At 65.4% G+C, this 23,190-nt stretch carries 24 protein-coding genes and 2 pseudogenes; 13 read left to right on the forward strand and 13 right to left on the reverse strand.

Annotated features, from left to right (window positions below; translation table 11 throughout):
• The 10 genes and pseudogenes from WS69_RS14995 to WS69_RS15040 all read right to left on the reverse strand — a co-directional run.
• Positions 1-296 (reverse strand): hypothetical protein (locus WS69_RS14995; protein WP_059471539.1); only part of this gene is annotated, 296 nt, incomplete at its 3' end.
• A complete protein-coding gene (locus WS69_RS15000; RefSeq protein ID WP_059471540.1) occupies positions 293-1,102 on the reverse strand; it encodes an N-acetylmuramidase domain-containing protein in 810 nt (269 codons plus the stop codon). The genes WS69_RS15000 and WS69_RS14995, both read right to left, overlap by 4 nt.
• Positions 1,099-1,371 carry a phage holin family protein gene (locus WS69_RS15005; RefSeq protein ID WP_050042441.1) on the reverse strand — a complete coding sequence of 91 codons (273 nt, stop codon included), beginning with the start codon at positions 1,369-1,371 and terminating at the stop codon, positions 1,099-1,101. The genes WS69_RS15000 and WS69_RS15005 overlap by 4 nt, the downstream gene beginning before the upstream one ends.
• 1 nt (position 1,372) lies before the next feature.
• Positions 1,373-1,717, reverse strand: coding sequence for a putative holin (locus WS69_RS15010; RefSeq protein ID WP_004524439.1), 345 nt, complete (start codon positions 1,715-1,717; stop codon positions 1,373-1,375).
• A gap of 14 nt (positions 1,718-1,731) precedes the next feature.
• On the reverse strand, positions 1,732-1,938 hold the full coding sequence (locus WS69_RS15015) for a tail protein X (RefSeq protein ID WP_059471541.1): 207 nt from the start codon (positions 1,936-1,938) through the stop codon (positions 1,732-1,734).
• On the reverse strand, positions 1,935-2,186 hold the full coding sequence (locus WS69_RS15020) for a hypothetical protein (protein WP_050042443.1): 252 nt from the start codon (positions 2,184-2,186) through the stop codon (positions 1,935-1,937). Before WS69_RS15020 ends, WS69_RS15015 begins: the two co-directional genes overlap by 4 nt.
• Complete coding sequence (locus WS69_RS15025; protein WP_059471542.1) at positions 2,186-2,665, reverse strand: head completion/stabilization protein; 480 nt, start codon at positions 2,663-2,665, stop codon at positions 2,186-2,188. Before WS69_RS15025 ends, WS69_RS15020 begins: the two co-directional genes overlap by 1 nt.
• Before the next feature lie 99 nt (positions 2,666-2,764).
• Entirely contained in the window at positions 2,765-3,454 is a 690-nt protein-coding gene (locus WS69_RS15030) for a phage terminase small subunit (RefSeq protein WP_059471543.1), read from the reverse strand.
• A complete protein-coding gene (locus WS69_RS15035) occupies positions 3,451-4,461 on the reverse strand; it encodes a phage major capsid protein, P2 family (RefSeq protein ID WP_050042446.1) in 1,011 nt (336 codons plus the stop codon). Before WS69_RS15035 ends, WS69_RS15030 begins: the two co-directional genes overlap by 4 nt.
• Before the next feature lie 33 nt (positions 4,462-4,494).
• Positions 4,495-5,303, reverse strand: a pseudogene (locus tag WS69_RS15040) (GPO family capsid scaffolding protein).
• Positions 5,304-5,446: 143 nt separating this feature from the next.
• On the opposite strand from WS69_RS15040, the gene WS69_RS15045 reads away from it, so the two are divergent.
• The gene (locus WS69_RS15045) at positions 5,447-7,216 is read left to right on the forward strand and encodes a terminase ATPase subunit family protein (RefSeq protein ID WP_059471544.1); all 1,770 of its coding nucleotides are present in this window, start codon (positions 5,447-5,449) and stop codon (positions 7,214-7,216) included.
• Complete coding sequence (locus tag WS69_RS15050; RefSeq protein ID WP_059471545.1) at positions 7,213-8,268, forward strand: phage portal protein; 1,056 nt, start codon at positions 7,213-7,215, stop codon at positions 8,266-8,268. Before WS69_RS15045 ends, WS69_RS15050 begins: the two co-directional genes overlap by 4 nt.
• A gap of 43 nt (positions 8,269-8,311) precedes the next feature.
• Here WS69_RS15050 and WS69_RS15055 read toward each other — a convergent pair whose 3' ends face one another.
• Both WS69_RS15055 and WS69_RS15060 read right to left on the reverse strand, forming a co-directional pair.
• On the reverse strand, positions 8,312-8,668 hold the full coding sequence (locus tag WS69_RS15055) for an addiction module antidote protein (protein WP_004202809.1): 357 nt from the start codon (positions 8,666-8,668) through the stop codon (positions 8,312-8,314).
• 2 nt (positions 8,669-8,670) lie between these two features.
• On the reverse strand, positions 8,671-8,967 hold the full coding sequence (locus WS69_RS15060; RefSeq protein ID WP_050042452.1) for a type II toxin-antitoxin system RelE/ParE family toxin: 297 nt from the start codon (positions 8,965-8,967) through the stop codon (positions 8,671-8,673).
• Between the two features lie 652 nt (positions 8,968-9,619).
• Here WS69_RS15060 and WS69_RS15065 point away from each other — a divergent pair.
• From WS69_RS15065 to WS69_RS35670, 7 genes are all read left to right on the forward strand, one after another.
• Positions 9,620-10,444, forward strand: coding sequence for a DNA-binding protein (locus tag WS69_RS15065; protein WP_197419264.1), 825 nt, complete (start codon positions 9,620-9,622; stop codon positions 10,442-10,444).
• 155 nt (positions 10,445-10,599) lie between these two features.
• On the forward strand, positions 10,600-12,093 hold the full coding sequence (locus WS69_RS15070) for a tyrosine-type recombinase/integrase (protein ID WP_231747146.1): 1,494 nt from the start codon (positions 10,600-10,602) through the stop codon (positions 12,091-12,093).
• A gap of 11 nt (positions 12,094-12,104) precedes the next feature.
• Positions 12,105-12,401, forward strand: a complete 297-nt coding sequence (locus WS69_RS15075) for a toxin-antitoxin system TumE family protein (RefSeq protein WP_059471546.1) — start codon at positions 12,105-12,107, stop codon at positions 12,399-12,401.
• Positions 12,398-12,772 (forward strand): HVO_A0114 family putative DNA-binding protein, encoded by a 375-nt coding sequence (locus WS69_RS15080; protein ID WP_059471547.1) that lies wholly within the window; start codon positions 12,398-12,400, stop codon positions 12,770-12,772. Before WS69_RS15075 ends, WS69_RS15080 begins: the two co-directional genes overlap by 4 nt.
• 152 nt (positions 12,773-12,924) lie before the next feature.
• Positions 12,925-13,635 carry a DUF6988 family protein gene (locus WS69_RS15085; RefSeq protein WP_059471548.1) on the forward strand — a complete coding sequence of 237 codons (711 nt, stop codon included), beginning with the start codon at positions 12,925-12,927 and terminating at the stop codon, positions 13,633-13,635.
• A gap of 42 nt (positions 13,636-13,677) precedes the next feature.
• Positions 13,678-13,983: a hypothetical protein gene (locus WS69_RS33365; protein WP_156438152.1), complete on the forward strand. Its 306-nt coding sequence runs from the start codon at positions 13,678-13,680 to the stop codon at positions 13,981-13,983.
• Positions 13,984-14,170: 187 nt separating this feature from the next.
• Positions 14,171-14,542: a Rap1a/Tai family immunity protein gene (locus WS69_RS35670; RefSeq protein WP_442854907.1), complete on the forward strand. Its 372-nt coding sequence runs from the start codon at positions 14,171-14,173 to the stop codon at positions 14,540-14,542.
• 87 nt (positions 14,543-14,629) lie between these two features.
• Here the strand turns inward: WS69_RS35670 and WS69_RS15090 are convergent.
• Positions 14,630-17,567: pseudogene (locus WS69_RS15090) on the reverse strand (Tn3 family transposase).
• Between the two features lie 290 nt (positions 17,568-17,857).
• Between WS69_RS15090 and WS69_RS33370 the strand changes: the two are divergent.
• The 4 genes from WS69_RS33370 (at position 17,858) to WS69_RS15110 (ending at position 23,190) form a co-directional block, all read left to right on the forward strand.
• Positions 17,858-18,241 carry a hypothetical protein gene (locus tag WS69_RS33370; RefSeq protein WP_156438154.1) on the forward strand — a complete coding sequence of 128 codons (384 nt, stop codon included), beginning with the start codon at positions 17,858-17,860 and terminating at the stop codon, positions 18,239-18,241.
• 235 nt (positions 18,242-18,476) lie between these two features.
• A complete protein-coding gene (locus WS69_RS34165) occupies positions 18,477-19,490 on the forward strand; it encodes an NHLP leader peptide family RiPP precursor (protein ID WP_197419265.1) in 1,014 nt (337 codons plus the stop codon).
• Between the two features lie 122 nt (positions 19,491-19,612).
• Complete coding sequence (locus WS69_RS15105; RefSeq protein WP_059471551.1) at positions 19,613-21,139, forward strand: radical SAM family RiPP maturation amino acid epimerase; 1,527 nt, start codon at positions 19,613-19,615, stop codon at positions 21,137-21,139.
• A gap of 62 nt (positions 21,140-21,201) precedes the next feature.
• Positions 21,202-23,190, forward strand: a complete 1,989-nt coding sequence (locus WS69_RS15110) for a RiPP maturation radical SAM C-methyltransferase (RefSeq protein WP_231747149.1) — start codon at positions 21,202-21,204, stop codon at positions 23,188-23,190.

Here is a 23,190-nt window from a genome sequence, read left to right on the forward strand (position 1 = left end):
CGCACGGCGGCGTTTTCATCGATCAGTCTCCGCAGTTCGTTACGATAGGTCGCGAGCGTCGCGTCGACGCCGGCGCGTGCGCGATCGAGTTGCGCGCGCTGCGCATCTTTCGCCTTGGCATCGGCCAACAGGCGCTCGATCACGGCGGCGCTCGCTTGCGCCTCGTGTTTCGCGCGGCGCGCGTCGTCGGTCGCCCGGTCGAGCTGCGCGCGCAGCGCGCGGCCGTGCTGACAGCTCGCGACGAGCGCGATCAACGCGAGCAGTGCCAGCCACGGCATGAGGCGCGAGAAGTTCATGCGGCCGCCTTGCCCGTGCCGGCGTACTTCGCATACGCGCGGTCGAGCTTCACGTCATACAGGTTGATCGCGAATGCCGGGCCGTTGTAGCCTTCCGCGAACGCCGCCCACTTCCGGGCACGAAGCGCGGCCAACAGCTTCTTGTCGGCCGCGACGTACCGCACGAACGCGTCGAGGTGCTCGGCTTCGCCCAGCTCCATACGGGACACGAATTCGTCGACGCTCGCGTAGCCTAGGCGCTTCCAGTGATACGCCATGATCTGGAACGCGCCCCAGCTCGCCGACTCGTAAGCGGATGCCGCGTCGATGCGCGCCGCGGTGTCGAGCCGCACGTATTCGGCGGCGCCGCCCTGGTAGCCGCCGCGCTTCGGATTGACGACGCCCGGCCAACGCGCGGCGGCCGCATCCGCCGCGTCCTTGCCGAGATTCACGCCGAGCCGCTGATACATGACATGCCGCTCGAACAGGATTTTGGGCCGGCCGTCGTCCAGAAAGCCTACGCCGCGCGACTCGACTTCGTTGACGGCGCGCACGCACGCGACGGATACGCCGAGCGTGTCGGCCGCGCGCACGAGGTCGGCGTCCGTCAGGTGCTTCGGATCGCGCTGCCCGCTGGCAAGCACCCGGTACGTCTTCGGGCCGGCGATGCCGTCAACGACGAGGCCCGCGGCTGCTTGTAACGTCTGGACGGCGCGCTCGGTCTGCTCGTCATAGAGGTGCGACACGTCGACCGGATAGCCGGCGCGCACGAGGCGCTGCTGCAGTCCGACTTCCGCGCCGTGATCGTTGAATCGAAGGATGTTCACGCTTCGTCACTCCGTAGGAGGTGCGCAACGTTGCCGCGCGCGAGGTACACCAACACGGCGAGCAGAACCGCGAGCGCCGCGTGAAAGAAGCCGGTCGGCTTCGGATGAAACAGCAGCTCGATCGCCGAGCCGCCCGAAATTGCGACGATCACCCAGGCCGCCCAGGCGACGTGGAAGCGATGCCGCGCGCCGTTCTTGCGGTAGGTCAGCACGCGCACGATGACGGCCAGGTGCGCGGCGAGCGCGACGAGTGCGGACGAGACATGCACGTCAGTCTCCCTTGCGAAACAGCGCGAAGAGGTCCATGCCTTTCACGCGCTCGATCAGCGTCAGCGTGACCGCGATCACGAGCGCGGCCGCGAAGAACGCGGCGACGCCCGTCGAGCGGATCGGCACGGCGTGGATGATTTCAGGCGCGGCGAGGTAGCCCATCACGAGCGAGATGAGCATGTATGCGGCGCGCTTCGCGAGGCCGAGGTCTTTCGACGTGACGACGACGAGCGCCGCGCCCGCGAACGCGCCGATCAGCGCGTCGCCGTCGACGCCCGGCGCGATGCCGGCGAGGCCGACCGCGGCGAACAGCGCCGCGGCCGAAGAGGTGTTCGGTTCAGCCATTCAATCGGCTCCGGTCAGTCAAACAGTTGCAGCAGCGGCTGCGTCGGCTCGATCGCGCTGCGCTCCGGCATCGCCACGACGGTTCCCATGGGGAGCACGACGCCGAGCTCGGCGAGGCCGGGATTCGCTTCCAGCACGGCTTCGACCGCGCCCGCCGTGCTGCCGTAGTGCCGCCAGCACAGCGCGTCGAGCGTCTCGCCTTGGAGCGCGGCGACCTTCACTTCGTCAGCTCCTGCCCGTCGCGCCCAAATACGCCGCGCACGCGCGGCTTGATCCGAGCCACCCGGCGGGCGAGAACGTCCCCCCGTATGGCCGCCTCAGCTTCGGAGCGACGCGAGCAATAGGCGATCTCGCCCCAGAACAGGACCGCCACGCGTCGCTGGACCTGGTACGCGCCCGGTTGATACAGCTGGCCGAGGTAGACGCGTGACCGGGCGAACTGCCGGATGCGGTACATGGGGCGGGCCATCAGATCAGTTCCACCGTCGAGCGCGCGATGCCGAGGATGTCGCTGATCGCCCACCGCGCATTGCGCCGCGACTCGTCGACGGTTTCCGCGAGCTCGGCCGCCGCCTGGCCGCCGCTCTTCGTCGTGTCGTAGCCGCGGTACTTCTCGGTCACGTCGGCGTGCGTCAGGTGGTACACCGCGCGCCGGTAGCGCAAAACGTGCGCCGATTCGCCGTCGATGCGCGCGGCCGGCACGTCGGCAAGCGTCGTCGCGCCCGCCGCGCGCTGCCGTGCGCGCCACGCGGCGAGCTCGTCGTTCACGGTCAGCATCGCATCGCGCGCGGCGTGCCGCAGCCGCTCGGCCGTCACGGTGCCGTCGAGGCGCATCGCATCGCGCAGCGCGGACAGGTCGATGTCCGGGAAGAAGCCGTCGTTCGTCAGCGCGCCGTCGATCGGTGTGGCCGTGACGGCGGGCGCGGCGGTGGCAACAAAGCTGTTCATGGTCGATTCGAAATGAGGTGGCGGTGGACCGGCGCACCAGGTCCGTAACCGTCAGGCGTGGGGCCTGTGCGCCGGTGCCGCCATGCCGAGGTGGGCTCTTTACGTGCCGTCGGCGCCGTCGCCCGGACGGCCCGCGGCTTCGACCTGCTTCGTCAGCCGGTCGATGTCCTTTTTCACGCCAACGCGATCGTTCAGCGCGACCGCGCGGCGCAGATAGTCGAGCGCGCGCGCCGGCGCGGCGGCCTGCGTCGCGTAGCCGAGCGCCTTGTATAGCTTCGCGCGTACCTGGTCGTGCATGTCGGCGTCGCGCGTCAGGTCGTCGACGAGCTCGAGACTCGCCGCGTCGAACGTCCCGCCATCCATGAACGCCGACAGCGCGGCGTCGGCGAATTGCTCGGCGACGAGCGACGCGAGCGAGCGCTCGAACTGGTCGGGCAGCGCCAAGCCGTGCGCGAGCGCGTAGGCCGCGATCGCGAGCGCGCCGTCGAAGTCGCCGGCGTCGATCCGCCAGACCATCACCGTCACGAGCACGTCGTCCTGTGCGCCGCGGCCGCCGTTCAACACGCCCGCCACGTAGTCGGCGTACTCCGGCAGCAGCTTGCGTTTCAGCTCGACCTTCCGCTCGATCGACTGAATGCCCTTGAGCGCGCGGCGGTCGGCCGCGAGCTTCGCGAGCATCAGCTCATACGGCGTCGCGCCTTTCATCGTCTCGCCGGGCGACACGGCGGCCGCCGCGCGCGCGGCCGAGACGCGTTCGAAGTGCGCGCGAGCGGGCGTGTTGATCGTCATGCCGCCACCAGCTCGATGTTTTCGGCCACGCAGCCGCAGCCGAAGTCTTCGACGACGTAGGCGTCGTTCGACGATTCGTAGTTCTCGATGCGGTCGCGTTCCGGCACTTCCTTGAGCGTGCGCCGGCGCGCGCCTTCCTGGTAGTAGATCGACAGGTTCGAGAGCTTGGTCACCATCAGCGCGCGCTTCGGGAAGAACGGCACGCGCACGGCCGGCAAGTTGCCGATGCGTTTCTGGCTCACGATGAGGTCGGCCGCGAGCCGCTCGGTCGGCGCCTGCGTCGTGTTGACGATCGGGAAATACTTGTCATGCAGCAGCTCGCGGCCGCAGATCGCGACGAGGCCCGTGTCTTCCTGGAACCACGGATCGATCATCGACGAGACGATATCCATCACGAGCGCGTCGAGGTTTTCGTAATCGCCGGCCTTGCCGACGAGCACCTTGCCGGCCTGCTTGCCCTCGTGCAGCACGCGCTGCGCTGCGCGGTCACGGTACTGTTGCAGCCAGCCGATATTGACGTCCTGCAACAGCGGATTCGCCTGCTTGTCGGTCGTCGCGGCCGCCTTCACGCCGTGCCAGCCGATCATGATGCGATCGAGCGCGGCTTGATTCACGATCACGTCGCGGATGCGCTGCTGGAAGTCAGGGAACTTCGCCCACGCATCGAGCTTGCGATACGGAATCGCCGTGTCATAGTCGGTCTTCTCGCAACGGTAGCGATTGCTGTCGAGCGCCGTCGGGTCGACCGGTTGACGCGCGGCCTTCGTGGTGTCGGTGCGGCTCGCGATCGGGCCGGACACGGACAGGCCGAGCTTTTCGCCTTCGAGCTCGATCACGGGCAGGATGTTGATGCTTTTCAGGAACGCGCTGGATTCCTGGATTTTGGTTTCGAGTTTCTGTTGCACGGTCGGCTCGACCGCGAACTTCTTCGACACGTCGCCCGTGTCGTTCAGCTTGGCGATTTGCGTGGCGTACCCTTCGTACGCCTTGCGCGTTTCCTTCCTCATCGGGGAATGCTCCTGTGTGGTGTGCGGGATGGGTCAGCAGTCGGTGACGAGCTCGCCCGTCGAGCCGGTCGACGGCGGGCGCTGCGGCGCGCCGTTGTCGGTGTTCGACAGCTTCTCGGTGAGCGCTTCGACGGCGGTGAAGGCTTCGTCGGCGCGCTTCTTCGCGTCGGCGGCCGCGCTCGTGGCGCTCGTCACGGCCGCGCTCAGCGTTGCGACTTCGCGGCCCGTGTCGTGCGCATGGGTCGCGACCTGTTCGACGGCTTCGCGCACGTCGGCGAAGCGCTCGTCGTCGTTCTCGCGGTTGCGGGCGAACAGGCCCTTCACCCATTCCTTGAGGCCGGCCGTCTCGGTCGCGCCTTCGAATTCGATCGACGTTTCGCACGCGGCCGAGTACACGTTGTTCGTGCGCTTCGCGGCGAATTGCAGCGCTTCGGTGCCGAGGCTCGCCGGGTCGTCGGTCGCGGCGAGCCCGACGAGATACGCCTCGCCGATGTCCGCGAAGTCGGGGTTGATTTCGATCGACGTGAAAATCTTCTGGCGCTTCTTCGACAGCGCGACGAGCTCGTCGGTCGGATCGATTTGCGCAAACAGCGCCATCTTTCCTTTCAGCGGGCCGTCTCGATTTCGGCCGCCTTCAGCGCGATCACGTCGCCGTATGCGCCGAACGGGTTGAAATTCGAGAGCGGCGCCCAGCCCTTGATGTGCTCGATGTTCAGTCGCGCGCCGTACAGTTTCGGGTCGTAGTTTTTCGCCATCTGCGTGAGCCATTCACGCTTGATCTCGCGACCGTCGACGGTCGCGCCTTCCACTGCGACGCGGAAGAATTTCGATTTGCTTGCCATAGAGAGGGTCGAACGTGGTTGAGTGAGCGTGGTTCTCATGTTCGACGTTCACGCGCTACGGCTCAACGAGTGGCGTTTGTGGCTCACGCCGGTACAGTCCGCTGCGCGTGCTCGCGCGTGCGCGGCGGCCTACGCTTGGCCGCATGCTTGAAACTACGGACTCCCATCAGCTCGAAAACGACGTGCGCAAGGTCGCGCGCACGCTCTATTGGCAGGGCTGGCGCCTCTCGTCGATCGCCCGCCATCTCGACGTGAAACCCGCGACCGTCGCGTCGTGGTGCCGCCGCGAAAAGTGGAAGGATGCGACACCCATCGAGCGCATCGAGGCATCGCTCGAAGTGCGCATGATGGTGCTGATTGCGAAGGACAAGAAGGACGGCGGCGACTACAAGGAAATCGATCTACTCGGCCGACAGGTCGAGCGGCTCGCGCGCGTGCGCAAGTACGACGAGACGGGCAAGGAATCGGACCTGAACCCGAAGATTGCGTCGCGCAACGCCGGCCCGAAGCGCCGCGCGCCGCGCAACGAAATCAGCGAGGAACAGCACGAGCGCATCATCGAAGCGTTCCGCGATTCGCTGTTCGACTATCAGAAGGTCTGGTATCGGAACGGCGATCAGCGCACGCGCAACATCCTGAAGTCGCGGCAGATCGGTGCGACGTGGTACTTCGCGCGCGAGGCACTCGTCGACGCGCTCGACACCGACCGCAATCAGATCTTCCTATCGGCGAGCAAGGCGCAGGCGCACGTCTTCAAGCAGTACATCACGCAGTTCGCGCGCGACGCCGCCGACGTCGAGCTCACGGGCGATCCGATCATCTTGCCGAGCGGCGCGACGCTGTATTTCCTGGGGACGAACGCGCGTACCGCGCAGTCTTACCACGGCAACTTCTATTTCGACGAATACTTTTGGGTTCCGAAGTTCCGCGAGCTGAACAAGGTTGCATCCGGCATGGCGATGCACAAGCGCTGGCGCAAGACCTACTTCAGCACGCCGTCGAGCGTCACGCACGAGGCGTACGCGTTTTGGAGCGGCGCGCACGCGAACCGCGGCCGTGCCGCGGCCGACCGCATCCAGATCGACACGAGCCACGAGGCGCTCGTGCGCGGCATGTTGTGCGAGGACGCGCAGTGGCGGCAGATCGTGACCGTGCTCGACGCGATGGCGGGCGGCTGCGACCTGTTCGACATTGACGAGCTGCGCCGCGAGTACAGCGCCGAGGAATTCGCGAATCTGCTGATGTGCCAGTTCATCGACGATTCGCTGTCGGTGTTCAAGCTGTCGGACCTGCAGCGCTGCATGGTCGACTCGTGGGAAGAATGGGCGGACGACTTCTCGCCGCTGCTGCTGCGGCCGTTCGGTTATCGCGAGGTGTGGGTCGGCTACGATCCGGCGCTCACGGGCGACTCGGCGGGGCTCGTCGTCGTGGCGCCGCCGCGCGTCGACGGCGGCGCCTTCCGCGTGCTCGAACGTCACCAGTTCCGCGGCAACGACTTCGAAGAGCAGGCCGCGGCGATCGAGGCGATCACGCAGCGCTACAACGTCGGCTACATCGCGATCGACACGACGGGCATGGGCCAGGGCGTCTATCAGCTCGTGTGCAAATTCTTCCCGGCCGCCGTCGCGCTGAACTACTCGCCCGAGGTGAAAACCCGCCTCGTGCTCAAGGGCCAGTCCGTCATCCGCAACGGCCGCCTGCAATTCGACGCGGGGTGGATCGATCTGGCCGCGTCGTTCATGGCGATCAAGCAGACGATGACGGCAAGCGGCCGCCAATCCACCTACACCGCGGGCCGCAACGACGAGACGGGCCACGCCGACCTGGCGTGGGCCTGCCTGCACGCGATCGACCGCGAGCCGCTCGCCGGCGGCGGCATTCATTCTTCTTCTTTCACGGAGTTCTACTCATGAGCAAGCGCCGATCGCGCGCGCCGCGCACGTTCGCGGCCGCGCCCAATTCGAGCGCCGGCAGCGCCGCGCCGGCGCGCGCCGAGGTCTTCACGTTCGACGATCCCACGTCCGTCATGAACCGGGCCGAGATTCTCGATTACGTCGAGTGTTGGTCGAACGGCGAGTGGTTCGAGCCGCCCGTCAGCTTCGCCGGCCTGGCGAAGTCGTTTCGCGCGAGCACGCACCATAGCTCAGCGCTGTTCTTCAAGGCGAACGTGCTGGCGTCGACATTCCGCCCGCACCGCTGGCTGTCGCGGCACGCGTTCGAGCGGTGGGCGCTCGATTTCCTGACGTTCGGCAACGGCTACCTGGAGCGCCGCCGGAACGTGTTCGGCGGCACGCTGCGGCTCGAGCCCGCGCTCGCGAAGTACATGCGGCGCAAGGCGGATTTCAGCGGCTTCGTGTATGTGAACGGCTGGCAGGACCGGCACGAGTTCGAGCCCGGCAGCGTGTTCCAGCTCGTGCGGCCGGACATCAACCAGGAGGTCTACGGCCTGCCCGAGTATCTGAGCTCGCTGCACTCGGCCTGGCTGAACGAATCGTCGACGCTGTTCCGCCGGAAGTACTACGAGAACGGCAGCCACGCCGGCTTCATCCTCTACATGACGGACGCCGCGCAGAAGCAGGACGACGTGGACAACATGCGGGAAGCGTTAAAGAACGCGAAGGGGCCGGGCAACTTCCGCAACGTCTTTATGTACGCGCCGGGCGGGAAGAAGGACGGCATCCAGCTCATCCCCGTGTCCGAGGTCGCCGCGAAGGACGAGTTCTTCAACATCAAGAACGTGACGCGCGACGATCTGCTCGCCGCGCACCGCGTGCCGCCGCAACTGCTCGGCATCGTGCCGAGCAACTCGGGCGGGTTCGGCACGCCGGACACCGCCGCGCGCGTGTTCGGGCGCAACGAAATCAGGCCGCTACAGGCTCGCTTCGCCGAGCTGAACGACTGGCTCGGCGAGGAGGTCGTGGCGTTCGACGATTACGAGATTCCGCCGGCGCCGGTTGCGGCGTAGCGCGCAGTCCAGTGCAACGCCGCGCATCCGGCCGTCGATGGCGTTACGCGTGCGCAGCCGTGCGAACGCGCGAGCGTGCACGCGTTGTTGCCGGCGCGGGCACCGGCGCAGGTTCGGCCGGCGCAACGGTCAGGTGCAGCCCCAACGCGCCCACAACTTTCATGATCGTTGCGAATTCCGCGTTCCCACCTTCCGACAGCGCGCGGTAGAGCGCTTCACGCTTCACGCCGGACTCGCGCGCGAGCGCTGTCATGCCGCGCGCTTTCGCGACGTTCCCGAGCGCGGCTTGAATCAGCCGCGGGTTTCCATCCTCGAACGCTTGCGCCAGGTAATGACGAATCGTTTCCTCGTCCTTCAGGTACTTCGAGCCATCGAACTCGGCCAGTTCGCTGATTTTCATACTCAATCCTCCAGTTCGCCAGCGATTTGCTTCGCTAGCTTGATGTCCTTCTTCTGCGTCGACTTGTCCCCGCCGCACAACACCACGACGATAATTTTTCCGCGTCGCACGAAGTAGGCCCGATATCCCGGCCCCACATCAATCTTCATTTCGTTGACGCCGTCGCCGACTGCGCGCCACTGGCCGAGATTGCCAAGCTTCGCCCGCTCGATGCGCAGGTTGATTGCCGCGCTACCGACCGGGTCGCGAAGCCCGTCAAGCCATTTGCCAAACTGGGGGGTCGTCAGAACTTTGAACATGCGAGAATTGTAACCCATAAGGGACAATTTGGCTACGGCTGTGAAGGAGTGGCTCAAGTCGCACAAGCCAGTGTAACGAAGCGCATTCGCCACGCGAAGGGCCGCGCACCGGGCAACCGGGCGCGGCCCTTTTTGCGTCTGACGAGCGCGAGCTGCGGAGTCGCTCGGCGCGACGGCGCATAGGGCATCCCGTCGCTGTCCCATTCGTGTCCCGACTAGCGTCCCGTTGTCCCATCTGGCGTCCCATTGTCCCGAACACTGTTGCCGCGAGGCCGCGAAAGCGGTATAGGGCGAATCCGTCGGTGCGGATAGAGGGCCTACAGCGGCTTGGCGCTGGCGGGGTGGCCGCGTTCCCGCCGCGCGCCATGAGCGGTTCCACGAGGCCGTGACGCGGTCGCACGGGGGCATTTGAGGGTCCGGCCCGCCCACGCGCCGGCGATCGCCGCGGCGGCCTTTGCGCGGTCCCCCTCCTCGCCTGCGGACTTTCTTGATGGGGCACTTTTCATGCATCGGTCGCCTGCCGCGCGAGCGCCTACTGGCGCGGGCTTCCGGCGATTTCGCATCGTGGCAAATTCGTGCGTTTTCATGCACTTGTTAGGATCGTGTGGAATAATTGGGCCGGACAATCCCCGCTACGTACCTGGAGCTCCTCATGCCCCGTCCAGCCGCCGTCAGCCCCGAGCAGATCCGCTCCGCCGTGCTCGCGATGCTCGCCGAGGCCGGCGACGCCGCGCCAGCGAGCGGCCTGCGCTTCCGCCAGATCGTCTCGGTCCGGAAGCTGCGCGCGCGGCTCGGCGCCGGCGACCCGGCCACGCTCGCGCGAGCGCTCAATGCGGTCGAAGCCGAGGTCGTGCGCACAGGGCTCGCCGAGATCGCCATCCCCGAGATTCCGCCCGAGATCGCCGAGCAGATGCGCGCGCTCTGGCAGGCGGCCGTGGCCGTGCAGCTCGACGACGTCGTGCGCCTGAAAGCCGACGCCCAACAGGCGATCGCGGCGGCCGAGGCCGCCCGCACCGACGCCGAACTGCGCGTCGAGCTGCTGCGCCAGGAAATCAGCGACCTGCGCGCGGCGCTCACGGCGCGCGATGCCGAACTCGCCGAGGCGCGCGCGCAGCGGATGCTGTTCGACGAGCGCTGTACCGCGCTCGAGGCGGCCGCCAGCGAGCGCGAGGCGCGGCTCGCCGCCGCGACGGCCGAGCGGGCCGTGCGCGAGCGCGCGCACGCCGAGGGGCTTGCGCAGGCCCAACACCGCTACGAGGCGCTCGCGAAGCAGCTCTTGCAGGAGACCGCCCATCAGCGCGAGGTCCTCAAGAAGGAGCACGCACAGCTCGCCTCGCAACTGAAGTTCGCCGAGCGGCGCATCGCCGCGCTCGAGGGCGAGCGCGAGCAGCGCGAAGCCGAGCTCACGCGCGAGCGCGCCGCGCGTCAGCAGGCCGTCGGCGAGGCGCTGGCGCTCAAGGCCGTGCATGCGAGCTAGCACGCGCAGCTCGAGGAACTCATGCGGCTTGTTGCGACCGGCTCGGCCGGCACCCCGCGGCGCGCGCCGGCCTCACCCGCCGCTGCGCCCGGCCTCGCGACGGCCAAGCGCACGCGCGCACTCTCGAAGCCCGCCGCCAAGCGCGCGAAAACCTCATGAGTGGCGTGCTGAATCCGGCCGACTGGATCGACGCCGGCGTCGCCCCGCCGCGGCGGCTGCCGGACAGCCTCGAGTCCGCGCTCGCGTATGTCGCCGACGCTCTTGGGCACGTCGTCTACATGCGCTGGACGCTCGCGGCGATCAAGGGTCGCTACGCATCGCTCGCCGAGGCCAAGGCCGCGCGCCCGACCATCCTGCGCCTGCTGCTCGACCAGCCTGCCGTGGTCGAATACTGGGATCGGGGCCGGGCGCGCACCGTCGCCGTCGACGCGGCGCCGGCGCCCGAGGCGGTGCTCGCGCGCGTGCTGCACGCGCACCGGCGGCGCTTCAAGCGCGCAGCCGACGCCGCGTGGCCAGCGCGGCCGGGCGAGTCGAAGGACGTGGCCGCGGCGCTCGTCGCCATGCCGTCCCCGCTGCTGGCCTGGCTCGCGCGCGCCGGGCGTTTCGCCGCCGTCACGAGCGCGACGAACACGCTCGGCGTCGGCGACGACGCGCAGGCCGTCGCGCTTTTCCTGCGCGATCGCGCGAGCCGCTCGCCCCACACGCTGCGCGCGTACCGGGCCGAGCTGCGGCGGCTTATCGCCTGGTGCGAGGCACAAGAGCTCGGGCCACTCTCGGATCTCACGCGCCACGACCTGCTGGCGTACCGGCAGGCGCTGCGCCCCGCCGTCGCAGACACGCCGAGCGTAGTGCCGCGCAAGCCCTCGGACGCCATGCCGGCTCGGGCGCTCGCGGTCGTGGCGAGCCTCTTTCGCTACTGGACCGAGACCGGGTATCTGAGCGCGAATCCAGCCGCCGGCCTCGTACGCGGCAACCGCTCGCGCGCGAACTTCGCGCCGCAGCGGATGCTGCCGCCGGCGCTGCTTGCCGCGTGCGACGCGTGGGTGGCCGACGCCGCGACCGGCGACGACGCGCTGGTGACGGCGCGGCGCCGGGCGATCTGGACGCTCTACCGCTACGCGGGCGTGCGCCTGGTCGAGCTCGTCTGGTCCGATGAGGCGCAACTGCCGCAGCTTGAGGTTGAGGACGGCGGCGCCTGGACGCTCTCCGTGCTCGGCAAGGGACACAAGCCGCGCGCGATCCCGTTGCCGGCCCTCTGCGTGCCCGTTCTGCAAACGTACCGGCAGCTGCGCGGATTGCCGCCGCAGCCGAGCCCGTACGAGCACGCGGCGCTGATCCACGGCCTGAAGGGGGGCACGCTGCAAGGCTCGGGGCTTTACGAGGAGGTCAAGGCGATCTTCCTCGCGGCCGCCGCGCCGCTCGAACCCGTCGACCCGGCCGGCGCCGCAGCATTGCGCCGCGCCTCACCGCACTGGCTGCGCCATGCCTACGCGAGGACGCTCGTCGTCGACCATCAGGTGCCGCTGCCCGCCGCGCAGGCGTTGCTCGGGCACGCGTCGGTGCAGACTACGGCCGCGTACGCGAAAACGGACCTGTCGCAGTTGCGCGCGCTGGTCGACGGTGCTTTTGCGCAAACCAAGCAGATATGATAAATTATGTCATGGCTGAAACGAAGATCCATGACGAGCGCCACGTCATCACGAAACGGCGAGGCAACGGTGAGCTGAGGCGCGAGGTCTGGGTCGACGCGAGCGGCCGGGTCACCCGTTACAACCTCGCCTATATCAACCGCGAGCTCTATCAGGGCGACAATGGCCGGGTGATCGGCTACGACAACGCGCACGGCTACCATCATCGGCACTATTTCGGCCAAGTGGAGCCGGTCGACTTCGTCAGCTTCGAGGACATCGAGGACCAGTTCGCGCGTGACTGGACCGCATTGCGGAGTTCATCATGACCAGGACACAGATCGGAACCGGCACCGAAGCGGACTTTTTCGCACGAGGCAAGCGCCTTGCGCGGCAGGCCGACCGCGGTGAGCCGCTCGCCGAAACCCACATCGTCACGTTCGAGGACCCGGCCGAAGCCGCGCAGTTGCTCACGCAGGCGCGCATCGGCCTGTTTCGCACGATCAAGGCCGAGCCGGCCTCGATCACGAGTATCGCTGCACGCCTGCATCGTGATCGCAGCGCCGTGAAGCGCGACATCGACGCGCTGCTTGCCGCGGGGCTCGTGTCGGTCGAGACGGCTGCGAACCCCGGTCACGGCACGCAGAAGGTCGTGCGCGCCGTCGCCTCGCGCGTCGACTTGCATGTGCTAATCGACTAGCTTCCCTCATTTGCGGCGTGTGTTGCCGCCGGCGTCGCGAGTAAGCAAATTGCTAATAGTGGACCAATGCCACTAGAGGTAGTGTGAAGAAATATTAGCGCTCCAGGCGGCAGAGTGCTAAACGAAAATGGGCCGCCCAAAGAGGGAGCGCCATGTCTGACACCACTAGCCATGACTCCGCAGCGGGTGCGATCGGCAAAATGGAGGCTCCGCTGCCGGGGAATCGGCATCTCGACGATTTTAAGAACTCGCTACACGCGCTGGACGCGCTCGTCGCTTGGCTGTGGAACGAGGTGGACGGTAAGCAAGTAGAAAGCGGGATTCAACAACAACTTGCCGCTTTTTTTTATTCCCTTGCCTTAGATCACACTCAGGCGATTGTTGAGCTAATTAAAATTGATCTGAGCGCATCAGCATTCGCGCTCCTTCGTTCAGCTTATGAGGCGTATGTTAGGGGACGATGGATTCAGTTTTGCGCGAAGGCGGATTGGTTGGGCTCATTTGCGACAGGCGAAAAAGACAAAGACTTTCCAAAAGTGCGGGAGATGATTGCCGAGCTGGAAAATGAGCCAGAGTTTGAGGTAAGCCAGTTTTCTGGATTGCACAGTAAGCACTGGCGCGCGATGTGCGACTATGCACATGGCGGAAGGTTGCAAATCTCACGACGCCTGACAGAAGCCGGAGTTGAACCAAATTTTTCTATTGACGAAAAATTTCATCTGATTCATGCCTCTGCGGCGCTTATCATTTTGATTGGCTCAGGTTTTACACAGATACTGACCGGCGGCGTTTCTCTTCAAGCGGTGGGTGAAAAGGCAATAGCTCTTGGGTTCGGCCTAGGTTTTCAATATGGCGACGAATAGCTTGGCACATAAGAAACCTATCGGAACGGAAGGAGGTGCGACATGTCTCGAAACAGCGCGCGAGCGCTCACGGATCTGGCCGACTATGTGCGTGCGAATTCGATTCGCTTTGTACAAAGCGGTCCGGCGAGGTTGGATCAAGACGGGATTGATCGAAAACGAATTCGGATCGAATCGTTCGCCGATCAACTCGCCGAATTGGCAGCGAAGGCCCGCGATGGCGTAGTAACCTACAGTGAGTTTGATCCTATACTCCAGGGGCTCCATGGAGAGGGATTTTTCCCAGACGCTGCGCTCGTTTCGGACGTTGGCCGAGCGCTGATTGCTCCGAACGTCGATAGATCATGAAGAGGGGCAGAGAAACGATCGTTTCGACTGCGATCCCCGATTTCGCCCTACCGTTTGGTGCTCCCACCTTGGACAGAAACTCCGGGGTCGCGACGCAGCAACGGTATCGAGCGGCGATGTCGTGGCGGGCAATGCCGGGGGCGATGTCGAGTATTTCCGTGCCGGCAATCGGAAGGACGATGAAAAGATGAACGCGAACCGTCTCTGCAGCTTGAGTCTATTGCTACTCTTGCTTTTCGGCTTTCAGGGGCACGCGTGTGCTGACACCGCTGAGGATCTTGCGCGCGAATGTGCCCGAGATAATTCCAGCGACAGTTACTGCTTTGGGTACATTGTTGGGTTTTACGATGGCCGAACAACCAGAGACTACGGAAGAGCAGAATTAAAATCCTGCCCACCTACAGACGAGTCCCGCCAAAATTTGGCGGTCTCTAAGCGACAAATGGTGCTCGTCTTTCAAAAGTGGGCCACTGATCATCCTGAAAAGCTATACGAAGACGACTGGTCAGCTTTGCGAAGTGCGTTTGCCAACGCTTGGCCTTGTGCGTCAAAGCAATAAATTGAACCAAGTCCTGAGCTGCGACGCTCTTGAATTTCTCCCGTATAGCAACGAAGTCGCTTTATGCCAACCCGCCGCTCCTTCTATTCAACCTGCATGCCGCGAGGACGGCCCTGGGCTGACGACCAGACTCGGCATGAGCCGATGGGCATAGTCGGCGACTGGAAAATCGAACGTGCCGCGCAGGTTGATCCCCTCGAGGCGCGTCGGCGCGATGCCGCGCATGTACTCCGGCCGCACCGGCATCTGGCCGAGCCGCTCGATGTTCTCGAGCGCCCGTTGCATGTGCATCGTGTTCCAGGCCATGACGGCGTTGGTCAGCAGCGTCAGCGCCGAGGAAACGGCCATCAACGAATGACGATGTTTTGTGAGCTCCACGGGGATCTTGCCTTGGTGGATCGCGCGTTCGACGACATGCACCGCCTCGCCACGATTCAAGGCGTGCTGCATTTCGCCGCGGAACGGCGGGATCGTGAAGAAATCGATCAGGAAGATCGAGCGAAGGAGCCGCCCGAGGTCGACGCCGCCGTCGTAAAGCGGCTGGCCGCGCGCGGCAGAGCCGAAGCGCATGAGCGCCTGCACGGCCGTGCAGTGTCCGCTCTGTACCGAGGCCGTCACGCGCACGAACTCATCCCATATCAGCTCGATCGCTTCGAGGCGAACATCGCGGTCGGTGACCAACACGAGTTCCTCCGGAACGACGTGGCCGACCGGCACGTGCAGCCGACGATCGCGCAGGTGTGAAAGCCTTGGGCAGAGGTCGAAGCCGAGCCCCCTGGCGAGCGCCATCGCAAAGTCGGTATAGCCGTGCGTGTCGACAGCGAGCTGGGCCACGTCCTCGATGCTCTCCTGCCGGATTACGCCCTCGATCGCGACGCCGGCCTGGCGCTCGTTGAGCAGGATCGGCTGATCGTAGAAGATGCCCCACCGATCGCGCACGTGGGTGTAGATGCCGATCGACGCCGTGCGCCGGCGCGGGTCGGCGCGTGCCTGCCAGACCGTGCGCGTCGTCTCCAGGGACATCATGTCCGAGGAGGCGAGATTGGCGCGGCCCCAGTGCTCGGCGATCGGATGCCGGTGCATGAACTCGAGCACGGCATCGGCGGCTTGCCGCAGCGTGCGCTCGTCCGCGACGCGGTTCATCATCTGCCGGATCGCGCTGGCCGAGAGCTCTGGCACCATGCGCGCGATCTCGGCGGCCGACATCGATGTGCCGTGCCCGAGCACGGCCGCGTACATCATCAGCAACTCGCTGCGCGAGCGCGGCTCGCGCCCGAGCAACAACCAGCTGAAGCGCGTTTCACTGTCGATCTCGAGCATGATGCGCGGCAACTGCCCCGTCGGATGCACGCCGAAAATCGCGCGGCGCAACGCCTCCGCTGCCGGGTCCGGGCGCTGGGCCACGAGCGGGTCGAGATGCACGGCGGTGTCGATACACACCTCGCCCCGTTGGGCCGCTTCCAGGAGCCGCTCGAGCCCGGCGTCGAGATGCTCGAGCACCGGCTCGAGGAATTCCTTCGGATCCTGCGGCAGTTTCAGGTGGCCGTAGTAGTGGTTGCGCTGTGCCTTCCACACGTCGTCCGGAATGAGCAGCGTCGCCTGGCTGCGGAACGCAAAGCTGTGGTCGACGAAGACCGAGCCGTTGCGCAACGCGACGCGCAGCGCCGAAAGCGTCGCCCATTCGAAGGCGATCAGCGCGCGCAACCGATCTTCATCGTCGATCGCGCGCTGCCAGCCGCGACCCAAACGAGTCGCCGTGTCCTCCGGAAGCGCGCGCTCGCCGCGCCCGTAGAGCTCGCGCAGCCGCTCCAACGCATCGATGACGGGGTGCGCGGCTTGTGCCGCAAACGGCAACGACAGCAGCTTCGCGAGCATGGCGCGCGCGACGCGCTGCTTGACGAGCAACTGCGCGCGCACGAGGCTGGCCCGGCTGGGGCCGCTCTGCGCGAGCGCCGTGTCGGCCAGCGTGTTCAACTGCTCGGCGAGCTCGTCGCGCGTCAGCTCGGTGTCCGCGGCCAGCGCCTTCACGGCGTCGGCGAAGTCGCGCAGCTGCGCCTTCAAATCGGGGCGGGCGGCATCGACCTTGCGGCTGGCCTCGTTGACGATTTTTCGCAGCCAGCGGCCGAGCATCCAGAGCAATTGGTCCGTGGCCACGCACAACGCGTAGCGCATGAAGCATGCGGTTTCGAGCCGCCGTGACGGCTGCCGGATGCGCTTGCTCACCGATGGCGGGCGATTGGCGCAGCGCCGCGTGTAATGCCGCACGACCGCCTCGGTGCAGGCTGCGGGCCAGCCGGCGTGGATGCCGAGCTTGGTCAGCCGGTCGATCTTGTTGAAGAGCTCGCCCATCTGGTGCGTCGAGTTGCGCAGCGGTACCGACCACAGCCATTGCTGAAGGCTCGTCGTGCCTCCGGCCTCCGGCCGCGGCAGCAGCAGGCCCCATTGGTCGAGCGTGGCCTCGCCATACGCCGCCTCAAGGCTGCGTGTGAGCGCGGCCTCGACATCCTGCACAGCCTGCACGATCAACTGCCGGAGCGTGCGGTCCTGGACGATCAGGACGCGATGCTCGTAGAGCCAGCACTTGAGGTCGAACAGCGCGCTGCTGCGGTCCTGGCGGCCGGAAAGCCGCTCCTTGAGCCAGCGTACAACGTAGCGGCGCTGATGCTCGGCCATCGGCCGGAAGCCCAGCGCCTGATAGGCGAGCACTTGATGGTCGACCAGCGTGTCGGCCCGGCCGTCGTAAAGCGATCGCAGCGTGCCTATATCGGGCGGGGTGATGCCGAGCTGCTCGCCGAGGTGGTGCCAGAGGCTCTTGGGAACCTGCTTGAACCCGTCGAGTGTGCGGCCCGTCATGCGCACGAAGCCCAGGTGCAGGGCGACGGCCAGCCGGTAAAGGTGGGAGCGGTGCCCGTCGATGAGCGCGCGTTCCTTCGCCGAGAACGTGAAAAAGGTGGTCAGCTCGAACTCGGTCAGCTCATGCGGGATGTGCCCGCATGCCGAGGTAGGACAATCGCCAGTGTTCCATCGGCCGCGCTCCTGGGCGAAGGACGGACTGACGAGCGTAGCGGCAAAAAATCGGGGCGGCAACGCGTCGGCGTCAGGGATTTCACTGATTGGGCGCGCGTGGAAGGCAAGCCGGAGGGCAAACAGGAACCGCTTGATTTTTAATGATATTTTTGTAGGGGCAGACCGCTAAGCCTTGTCGGGACTAGGTCGGCCTACCCCGGTAAACGACATCAAAATCAAGGGGACCCTGTACGGGTTTTGAGATCCTTCGGGGCCGGTGCGGCTTGTTCCTTCCGGAGAAAACACCTCATGAAAAAGATGATTACGGGGCTTGCACTGGTTGCTGTGTCCGCGGCGTGCCAAGCACAGAACACATCGCCGCGCATTTTCGTGCCGGGCGGGTTTGTTGACGGAAATGCGTATCAGCGGTTTAGCACGTTGGAAAAACTGCGTTATCTGGAAGGTGTCTTCGATGGAATCTTCTATGCCCCGGCCATTGCGATGAAGGATCTACCACGGTCGGTGAAGCTTCACGATTGTGCGGTCGGCCATGGAATGACCAACGTGCAAATTGCGGCGGCTGTCGGAAAATATATGACCGACAATCCCGAACGTTGGGGAGATCCAATGCCCAACAATGCTTACTCGGCAATGATTTTGGCATGCCGAAAACTCGGTACCCCTGCGGAATAGCATGCGGAAGACTCCCACGCGCAATCACCGATCGTTGACCAAGGCGCAGTTGTTGCCGCTGCCGGCCGACCAGGTGCAGCGGTCGTCGCACATGATGCACGACTTTGCACGATGCCAGCGCATCGCTATCTCGAAGCTTGGGAGCGAGTGGTGCGTGTAACCGCCCCTGGTGCGCGCTCGCCGATTCGTGCGACCCAAGCCCGCCGAGTCGGCGGCATGAACCTGAGCCGCAACGGTGCACGAAAACCGATCCGCTCTCACCATCATCCGCGCGGCCCTCGACCATGCGCAGGCGTCCCTTCTCGATCGGCCGGTTGCGCTCAGCCAGGAATTGAGCGCGTCAACCATTGGGCTATCGCGATACGCCGCCTTCGGGCGCGAAGCCAGCGCGCCGGCATCCCGCACGCTGTATCTCGATGTGCCAGTGCGGAACATCGTGGGGCTGCTCCACCGCAGCTTTGCGCCAGACGCGCGTACCTGGCGCGAACTGCTCGCCGGCCTGCACGGCAACGGCTGGGGCTCGGAAACCTTGCGCTATTTCGAGTCGGAGCTGGGTGACGAACATTTTCAGATCGATTGCGGCGCGCACCCAATATCAACCAATTTATCGAATAATTCAATTAAATTAAATACAAAATATCCATTGCGAATCAGCTTGAATTCACAATCTGCATTTCATAAGCTTCATCGAGCGTGCGCGAACACTCCCATTCTCACCGAAGCGAGGATACCCATGTCAAACAGCGATAAATGGCGCGTTGTGGCAGCCAACGTGATTGCACATGCCTGGCGCGATCCTGCCTACAAGGCGAGCGTCCTGCAAAACCCCAAGGCCGCGCTGGCGGCCGCCGGCCTCACGCTGCCCGACTCGGTCCAGGTCTCGGCATTAGAAAACAGCTCGCAGAACAAGTACGTCGTGCTGCCGGCCCAGGACCGCCTCGAAGCGGACCCCGTTGCCGGAGCGAAGCTCCTAAAGGCAATTACCCCGCTGCCCAAGGGCGTGCGCGTCACGCTGCTGCAAGACACCGCTGACACGCGCCATTTCGTAGTGCCTGTCCCGCCGGCCCATACCGCGTTGCAGCCTCACACCGATGCGACGGCGGCCACCGCCATGGCTGCCGGCTGGGAAGCCGTCAATCTGTACACCACCGCCAATGCGGTAGGCGAAGCTAATGCGGCTGGCGTCCAGAACGTGGCCGGCGCGACCGAGGGCGTGGTCGTCGCGGTCGGCGCCGCCGTGCTGACCTGATCCCGTACGACACTCGGTGAGCGATCCCCGGGACGCCGGCGTTTGGGGATCGCGCGAGCCGATGCGCCCATTGACAGGGCGAACCGACGCCGGCGACAGTGTTGAACGGACGAGGAGACGGCATGGCCGACATGCGCAAAGAGCGTGAAGAGCGGGCCTGGGAAATCGCGCGCGGCTTTGGCGAGGACGTTGTCCCGCTGTTTACTGTTCCCGGCTGCGCCGATTCCGAATACGTCAGCGACGTCGCCCAGACCAAGCGCCTGCTGGAACGGTGGTCGATGGACAACGTGTTCCGCGCCCGTCTCTACGAGCATCCGCAGGAAGCATGCGACGCCTACGGCATCGACATCGATCCGCAGAACGTTCGGATCCTGTGGCACGAACAGGAAGCGCGTCAACGCAAGCAGGATCGGGCAAACGGCCTGCCCGCCCCCGAAGATTCCCGCTCGGTGCGGCGCTATCGTTCCTTCATTGCCGAAAAGCTGGCGTTTCGCGACTGGATGCGTGACGTCAAGGCAGGCGTTTCCGGCCGGTTCGGCCTGTGGCGGCTGCAGCAGATGCATCGCTGCACGCTGGAACTCGGGCCAGCCAAGTCGGCGGGGCTCGTGCACGCGACGGTGGCCTTCGAATTGCAGAAAGGATGTTCGGTCGGATGCTGGTTCTGTGGAGTGGGCGCAGAGAAGCTGAGCGCTCATTTTGCCTACACGCCCGAGCATGCGGCCTTGTGGCGCGACACGCTGGACGTGTGTCGCGACGTCATTGGCGATTCTGTCTTCAACGGATTCTGCTATTGGGCGTCCGATCCGCTGGACAATCCCGATTACATCCATTTCATTAGCGATTTCCGGCGCGCTTTCGGCCGGTATCCGCAGACCACCACCGCCATTCCGTTGCGCAACGAGGCAATGACGCGCGAGATTCTCGACATGGTCAGGGATTGCGCCGGCGAGATCCAGCGATTCTCGATCCTCACGCTGAAAATGCTGGACGACGTCCACAGTCGTTTCACCCCGGAAGAACTGATCAACGTGGAGCTGCTGCCGCTGAATCGCGAGTCCGGCGTGCCCAAGGCCAATGCAGGCCGCGCCCGCGTCAAGTCGCCGCGCGGCCATGCCAAAACGAGCGACGAACAGCCGCAGACCATCGCTTGCGTGAGCGGCTTCCTCTTCAACATGGTCGACCACTCGGTCCGGATGGTGACGCCGTGCCATGCATCGGATCGCTGGCCGAACGGCTATCGCGTGCTGGACCAAGGACATTTCGACAACGCGGAGCAGTTGCGCAAGCTCCTGATCCGGTTGATCAACGGCGCCGGGCATGTCGTGACGCCCGACACCACGGTCGCCCTCAACCCCTGCCTCGTCGCCACGACCGTGACCCGGGAGGGCTACGACATTGCGTCCATCTGGGTCAAGCGCACCCTCGTCAACTTCCCCGCGTTCGCGGCGCTGGATCGCCTGCTGCGAGACGGCGTCCACACTGCGGCCGACGTCGCGACCCGCATCGAGGACGAAACCGGCACGCCGTTGGTGGACACGTTCAACATCCTCAACGAGCTGATGCGCCTCGGCGCACTGGATACCGAACCTGCGAAGGCCGAACCGGTCGCGCAACGCGTCGGCGCCGTCAAGGCCATGGACTCGGCATGACCCGGGGGCCCCAATCCGCGGCCGACGCTCCGCCCCCAGGCGTCGACATGGTATTGGTCAACATGCCGTATGCCGGGATCGAGCGGCCGTCGATCTCGATCGGCCTGTTGCATCGCATCCTGACGGACGCCGGATTCACGGTTCGCTCGGACTACGCGAACCTGCGTTTTGCCGAGCGCATCGGCATTCAGGCCTATCAGTTCATCGACATCACGCGATCCGAGGATGTGGTCGGCGAATGGACATTCCGGCAAGCGGCGTTCCCCGACTACCAGCCCGATGACGACGCCTATCTGGCGCAATTGCTGGAGCGGCTGATCATGCTCCCGGAGAGCCGCGAGCGCCTGGGCCTCGACGGCTTGCGCCGCATGCTGCACGGCATGCGTGATGCGGCCAACCGGTTCATCACCGATACCGCGAACCGGATCCTCGAGATGCAACCGCGCATCGTCGGGTGTTCGTCCACCTTTCAGCAACACCTTGCGTCGCTCGCGCTGCTGCGGCGAATCAAGGAAATATCGCCCGGCACGGTCACCATGATGGGCGGCGCCAATTGCGAAACCGTGATGGGCCGAACCACCCATCGCAATTTCGCCTGGGTGGACTATGTCGCTTCCGGCGAGGCGGACAGCATCATCGCGCATGTTGTCGGCAGGATCCTGCGGGCGAAACCCGGCGCGGTTCCGTTCGGCCTGCCCGATGCGATCCTGACACCGCGTCACCGAACGGCGGGCTACCCTGTCGATCCCGGTTCGAACGACGGCATGCCGCGCCACTCGTCGCCGTCGATCGAACATCTGGCGACGCCCGCCTTCGGCGACTATTTCGACACCCTGCGCGACAGCGCGCTGGCCGCCGTGATCGATCCGGGCCTGCCGGTCGAAACCTCGCGCGGCTGCTGGTGGGGGCAAAAGAAGCACTGCACGTTTTGCGGATTGAACGGCGGCGGCATGGCCTATCGCAGCCGCAGCGCGGAACGCGTGCTCGGACAATTCGACGAGCTGTCGGCGTCCCACGGCATTCGCAAGTTCGAGGTCGTCGACAACATCCTCGACATGCGCCACTTCGACACGTTGCTCCCGCAACTGCAAGGCCGCGGCTTCCGCCTGTTCTACGAAACAAAATCGAACCTGCGGCGCGACCATGTCGCCGCGCTGGCGGCCGCCGGCGTCACGTGGATCCAGCCGGGCATCGAGAGCCTGCATTCCCGGGTCCTAGCGTTGATGGACAAGGGCGCGCAAGCGTGGATGAACGTGCAGTTGCTCAAATGGTCGCGCGAATTCGGCCTGCGGCTGTCGTGGTCCATGCTGTTCGGATTTCCGGGCGAAGACGACGCCGATTACCAGGTCATGGCCGACATGGTGCCGAAGATCTGTCACATGCAGCCGCCCGGCGGCATGATCCACATTCGTTTCGACCGCTACAGCCCGTATCACGGCAAAGCGGCGGACTATGGCCTGGAGCTCGTTCCGGCCAGGCTGCTGCAGTATGTCTATCCGCTGTCGCCGGCGGACCTGATGGATCAAAGCTATTTCTTCGAGGAGCGCGGCGTCGCGGACCTGGGCCGCAACCTGTCGGTCGGGCTGACGCTCGAGCGCCCCGGAGCCGATGCGTTGCGCAAGGCGCTGGTCGCGTGGTCCAGGGCGTTCTGGTCAGGCATGCCGGCGGTGCTGTGCGAGGAACCCGACGGCGCCGGGCTTCGCCTGCTGGACACGAGACCGCTGGCGGCCGAGCGGCAGGTCCGGCTCGATGGCGCTGCCGCCGCCATCCTCAGGCTGTGCGACGGCGCGCGCAACACCGCCACGCTGCCGGAAAAGCTGCGCTCGGACGGGCGCTTCGCCGGCAGCGACGAACAGATCGCCGACGCCCTCGCCTTTTTGCTCGAACGGGCCTACGCCATCGAACTGGACGGACGGATCCTGTCGCTGACGTTGAAAGGCGATCTTCCCAGCCTGCCCGACGGCTCGGAATTTCCGGGCGGCTTCGTCTGGCGCCCGGACTACACCACGGGCAAGGTCGCCGCGCGCCCCGAAACGGCCCTGGAGGAATGA

The sequence above is a fragment of the Burkholderia sp. BDU5 genome (assembly GCF_001522845.1).
In the GTDB taxonomy this organism is placed as follows: Bacteria; Pseudomonadota; Gammaproteobacteria; order Burkholderiales; family Burkholderiaceae; genus Burkholderia; species Burkholderia mayonis.

Bases quoted from the DNA above. Each gene is read 5' to 3' on its own strand.
- WS69_RS15010 (WP_004524439.1), bottom strand. From the start codon at position 1,717: ATGGCTGAACCGAACACCTCTTCGGCCGCGGCGCTGTTCGCCGCGGTC.
- WS69_RS15020 (WP_050042443.1), bottom strand. From the start codon at position 2,186: ATGGCCCGCCCCATGTACCGCATCCGGCAGTTCGCCCGGTCACGCGTC.
- WS69_RS15025 (WP_059471542.1), bottom strand. From the start codon at position 2,665: ATGAACAGCTTTGTTGCCACCGCCGCGCCCGCCGTCACGGCCACACCG.
- WS69_RS15030 (WP_059471543.1), bottom strand. From the start codon at position 3,454: ATGACGATCAACACGCCCGCTCGCGCGCACTTCGAACGCGTCTCGGCC.
- WS69_RS15035 (WP_050042446.1), bottom strand. From the start codon at position 4,461: ATGAGGAAGGAAACGCGCAAGGCGTACGAAGGGTACGCCACGCAAATC.
- WS69_RS15045 (WP_059471544.1), top strand. From the start codon at position 5,447: ATGCTTGAAACTACGGACTCCCATCAGCTCGAAAACGACGTGCGCAAG.
- WS69_RS15050 (WP_059471545.1), top strand. From the start codon at position 7,213: ATGAGCAAGCGCCGATCGCGCGCGCCGCGCACGTTCGCGGCCGCGCCC.
- WS69_RS15055 (WP_004202809.1), bottom strand. From the start codon at position 8,668: ATGAAAATCAGCGAACTGGCCGAGTTCGATGGCTCGAAGTACCTGAAG.
- WS69_RS15060 (WP_050042452.1), bottom strand. From the start codon at position 8,967: ATGTTCAAAGTTCTGACGACCCCCCAGTTTGGCAAATGGCTTGACGGG.
- WS69_RS15065 (WP_197419264.1), top strand. From the start codon at position 9,620: ATGCCCCGTCCAGCCGCCGTCAGCCCCGAGCAGATCCGCTCCGCCGTG.
- WS69_RS15070 (WP_231747146.1), top strand. From the start codon at position 10,600: ATGAGTGGCGTGCTGAATCCGGCCGACTGGATCGACGCCGGCGTCGCC.
- WS69_RS15075 (WP_059471546.1), top strand. From the start codon at position 12,105: ATGGCTGAAACGAAGATCCATGACGAGCGCCACGTCATCACGAAACGG.
- WS69_RS15080 (WP_059471547.1), top strand. From the start codon at position 12,398: ATGACCAGGACACAGATCGGAACCGGCACCGAAGCGGACTTTTTCGCA.
- WS69_RS15085 (WP_059471548.1), top strand. From the start codon at position 12,925: ATGTCTGACACCACTAGCCATGACTCCGCAGCGGGTGCGATCGGCAAA.
- WS69_RS33365 (WP_156438152.1), top strand. From the start codon at position 13,678: ATGTCTCGAAACAGCGCGCGAGCGCTCACGGATCTGGCCGACTATGTG.
- WS69_RS35670 (WP_442854907.1), top strand. From the start codon at position 14,171: ATGAACGCGAACCGTCTCTGCAGCTTGAGTCTATTGCTACTCTTGCTT.
- WS69_RS33370 (WP_156438154.1), top strand. From the start codon at position 17,858: ATGAAAAAGATGATTACGGGGCTTGCACTGGTTGCTGTGTCCGCGGCG.
- WS69_RS15105 (WP_059471551.1), top strand. From the start codon at position 19,613: ATGGCCGACATGCGCAAAGAGCGTGAAGAGCGGGCCTGGGAAATCGCG.
- WS69_RS15110 (WP_231747149.1), top strand. From the start codon at position 21,202: ATGCCGTATGCCGGGATCGAGCGGCCGTCGATCTCGATCGGCCTGTTG.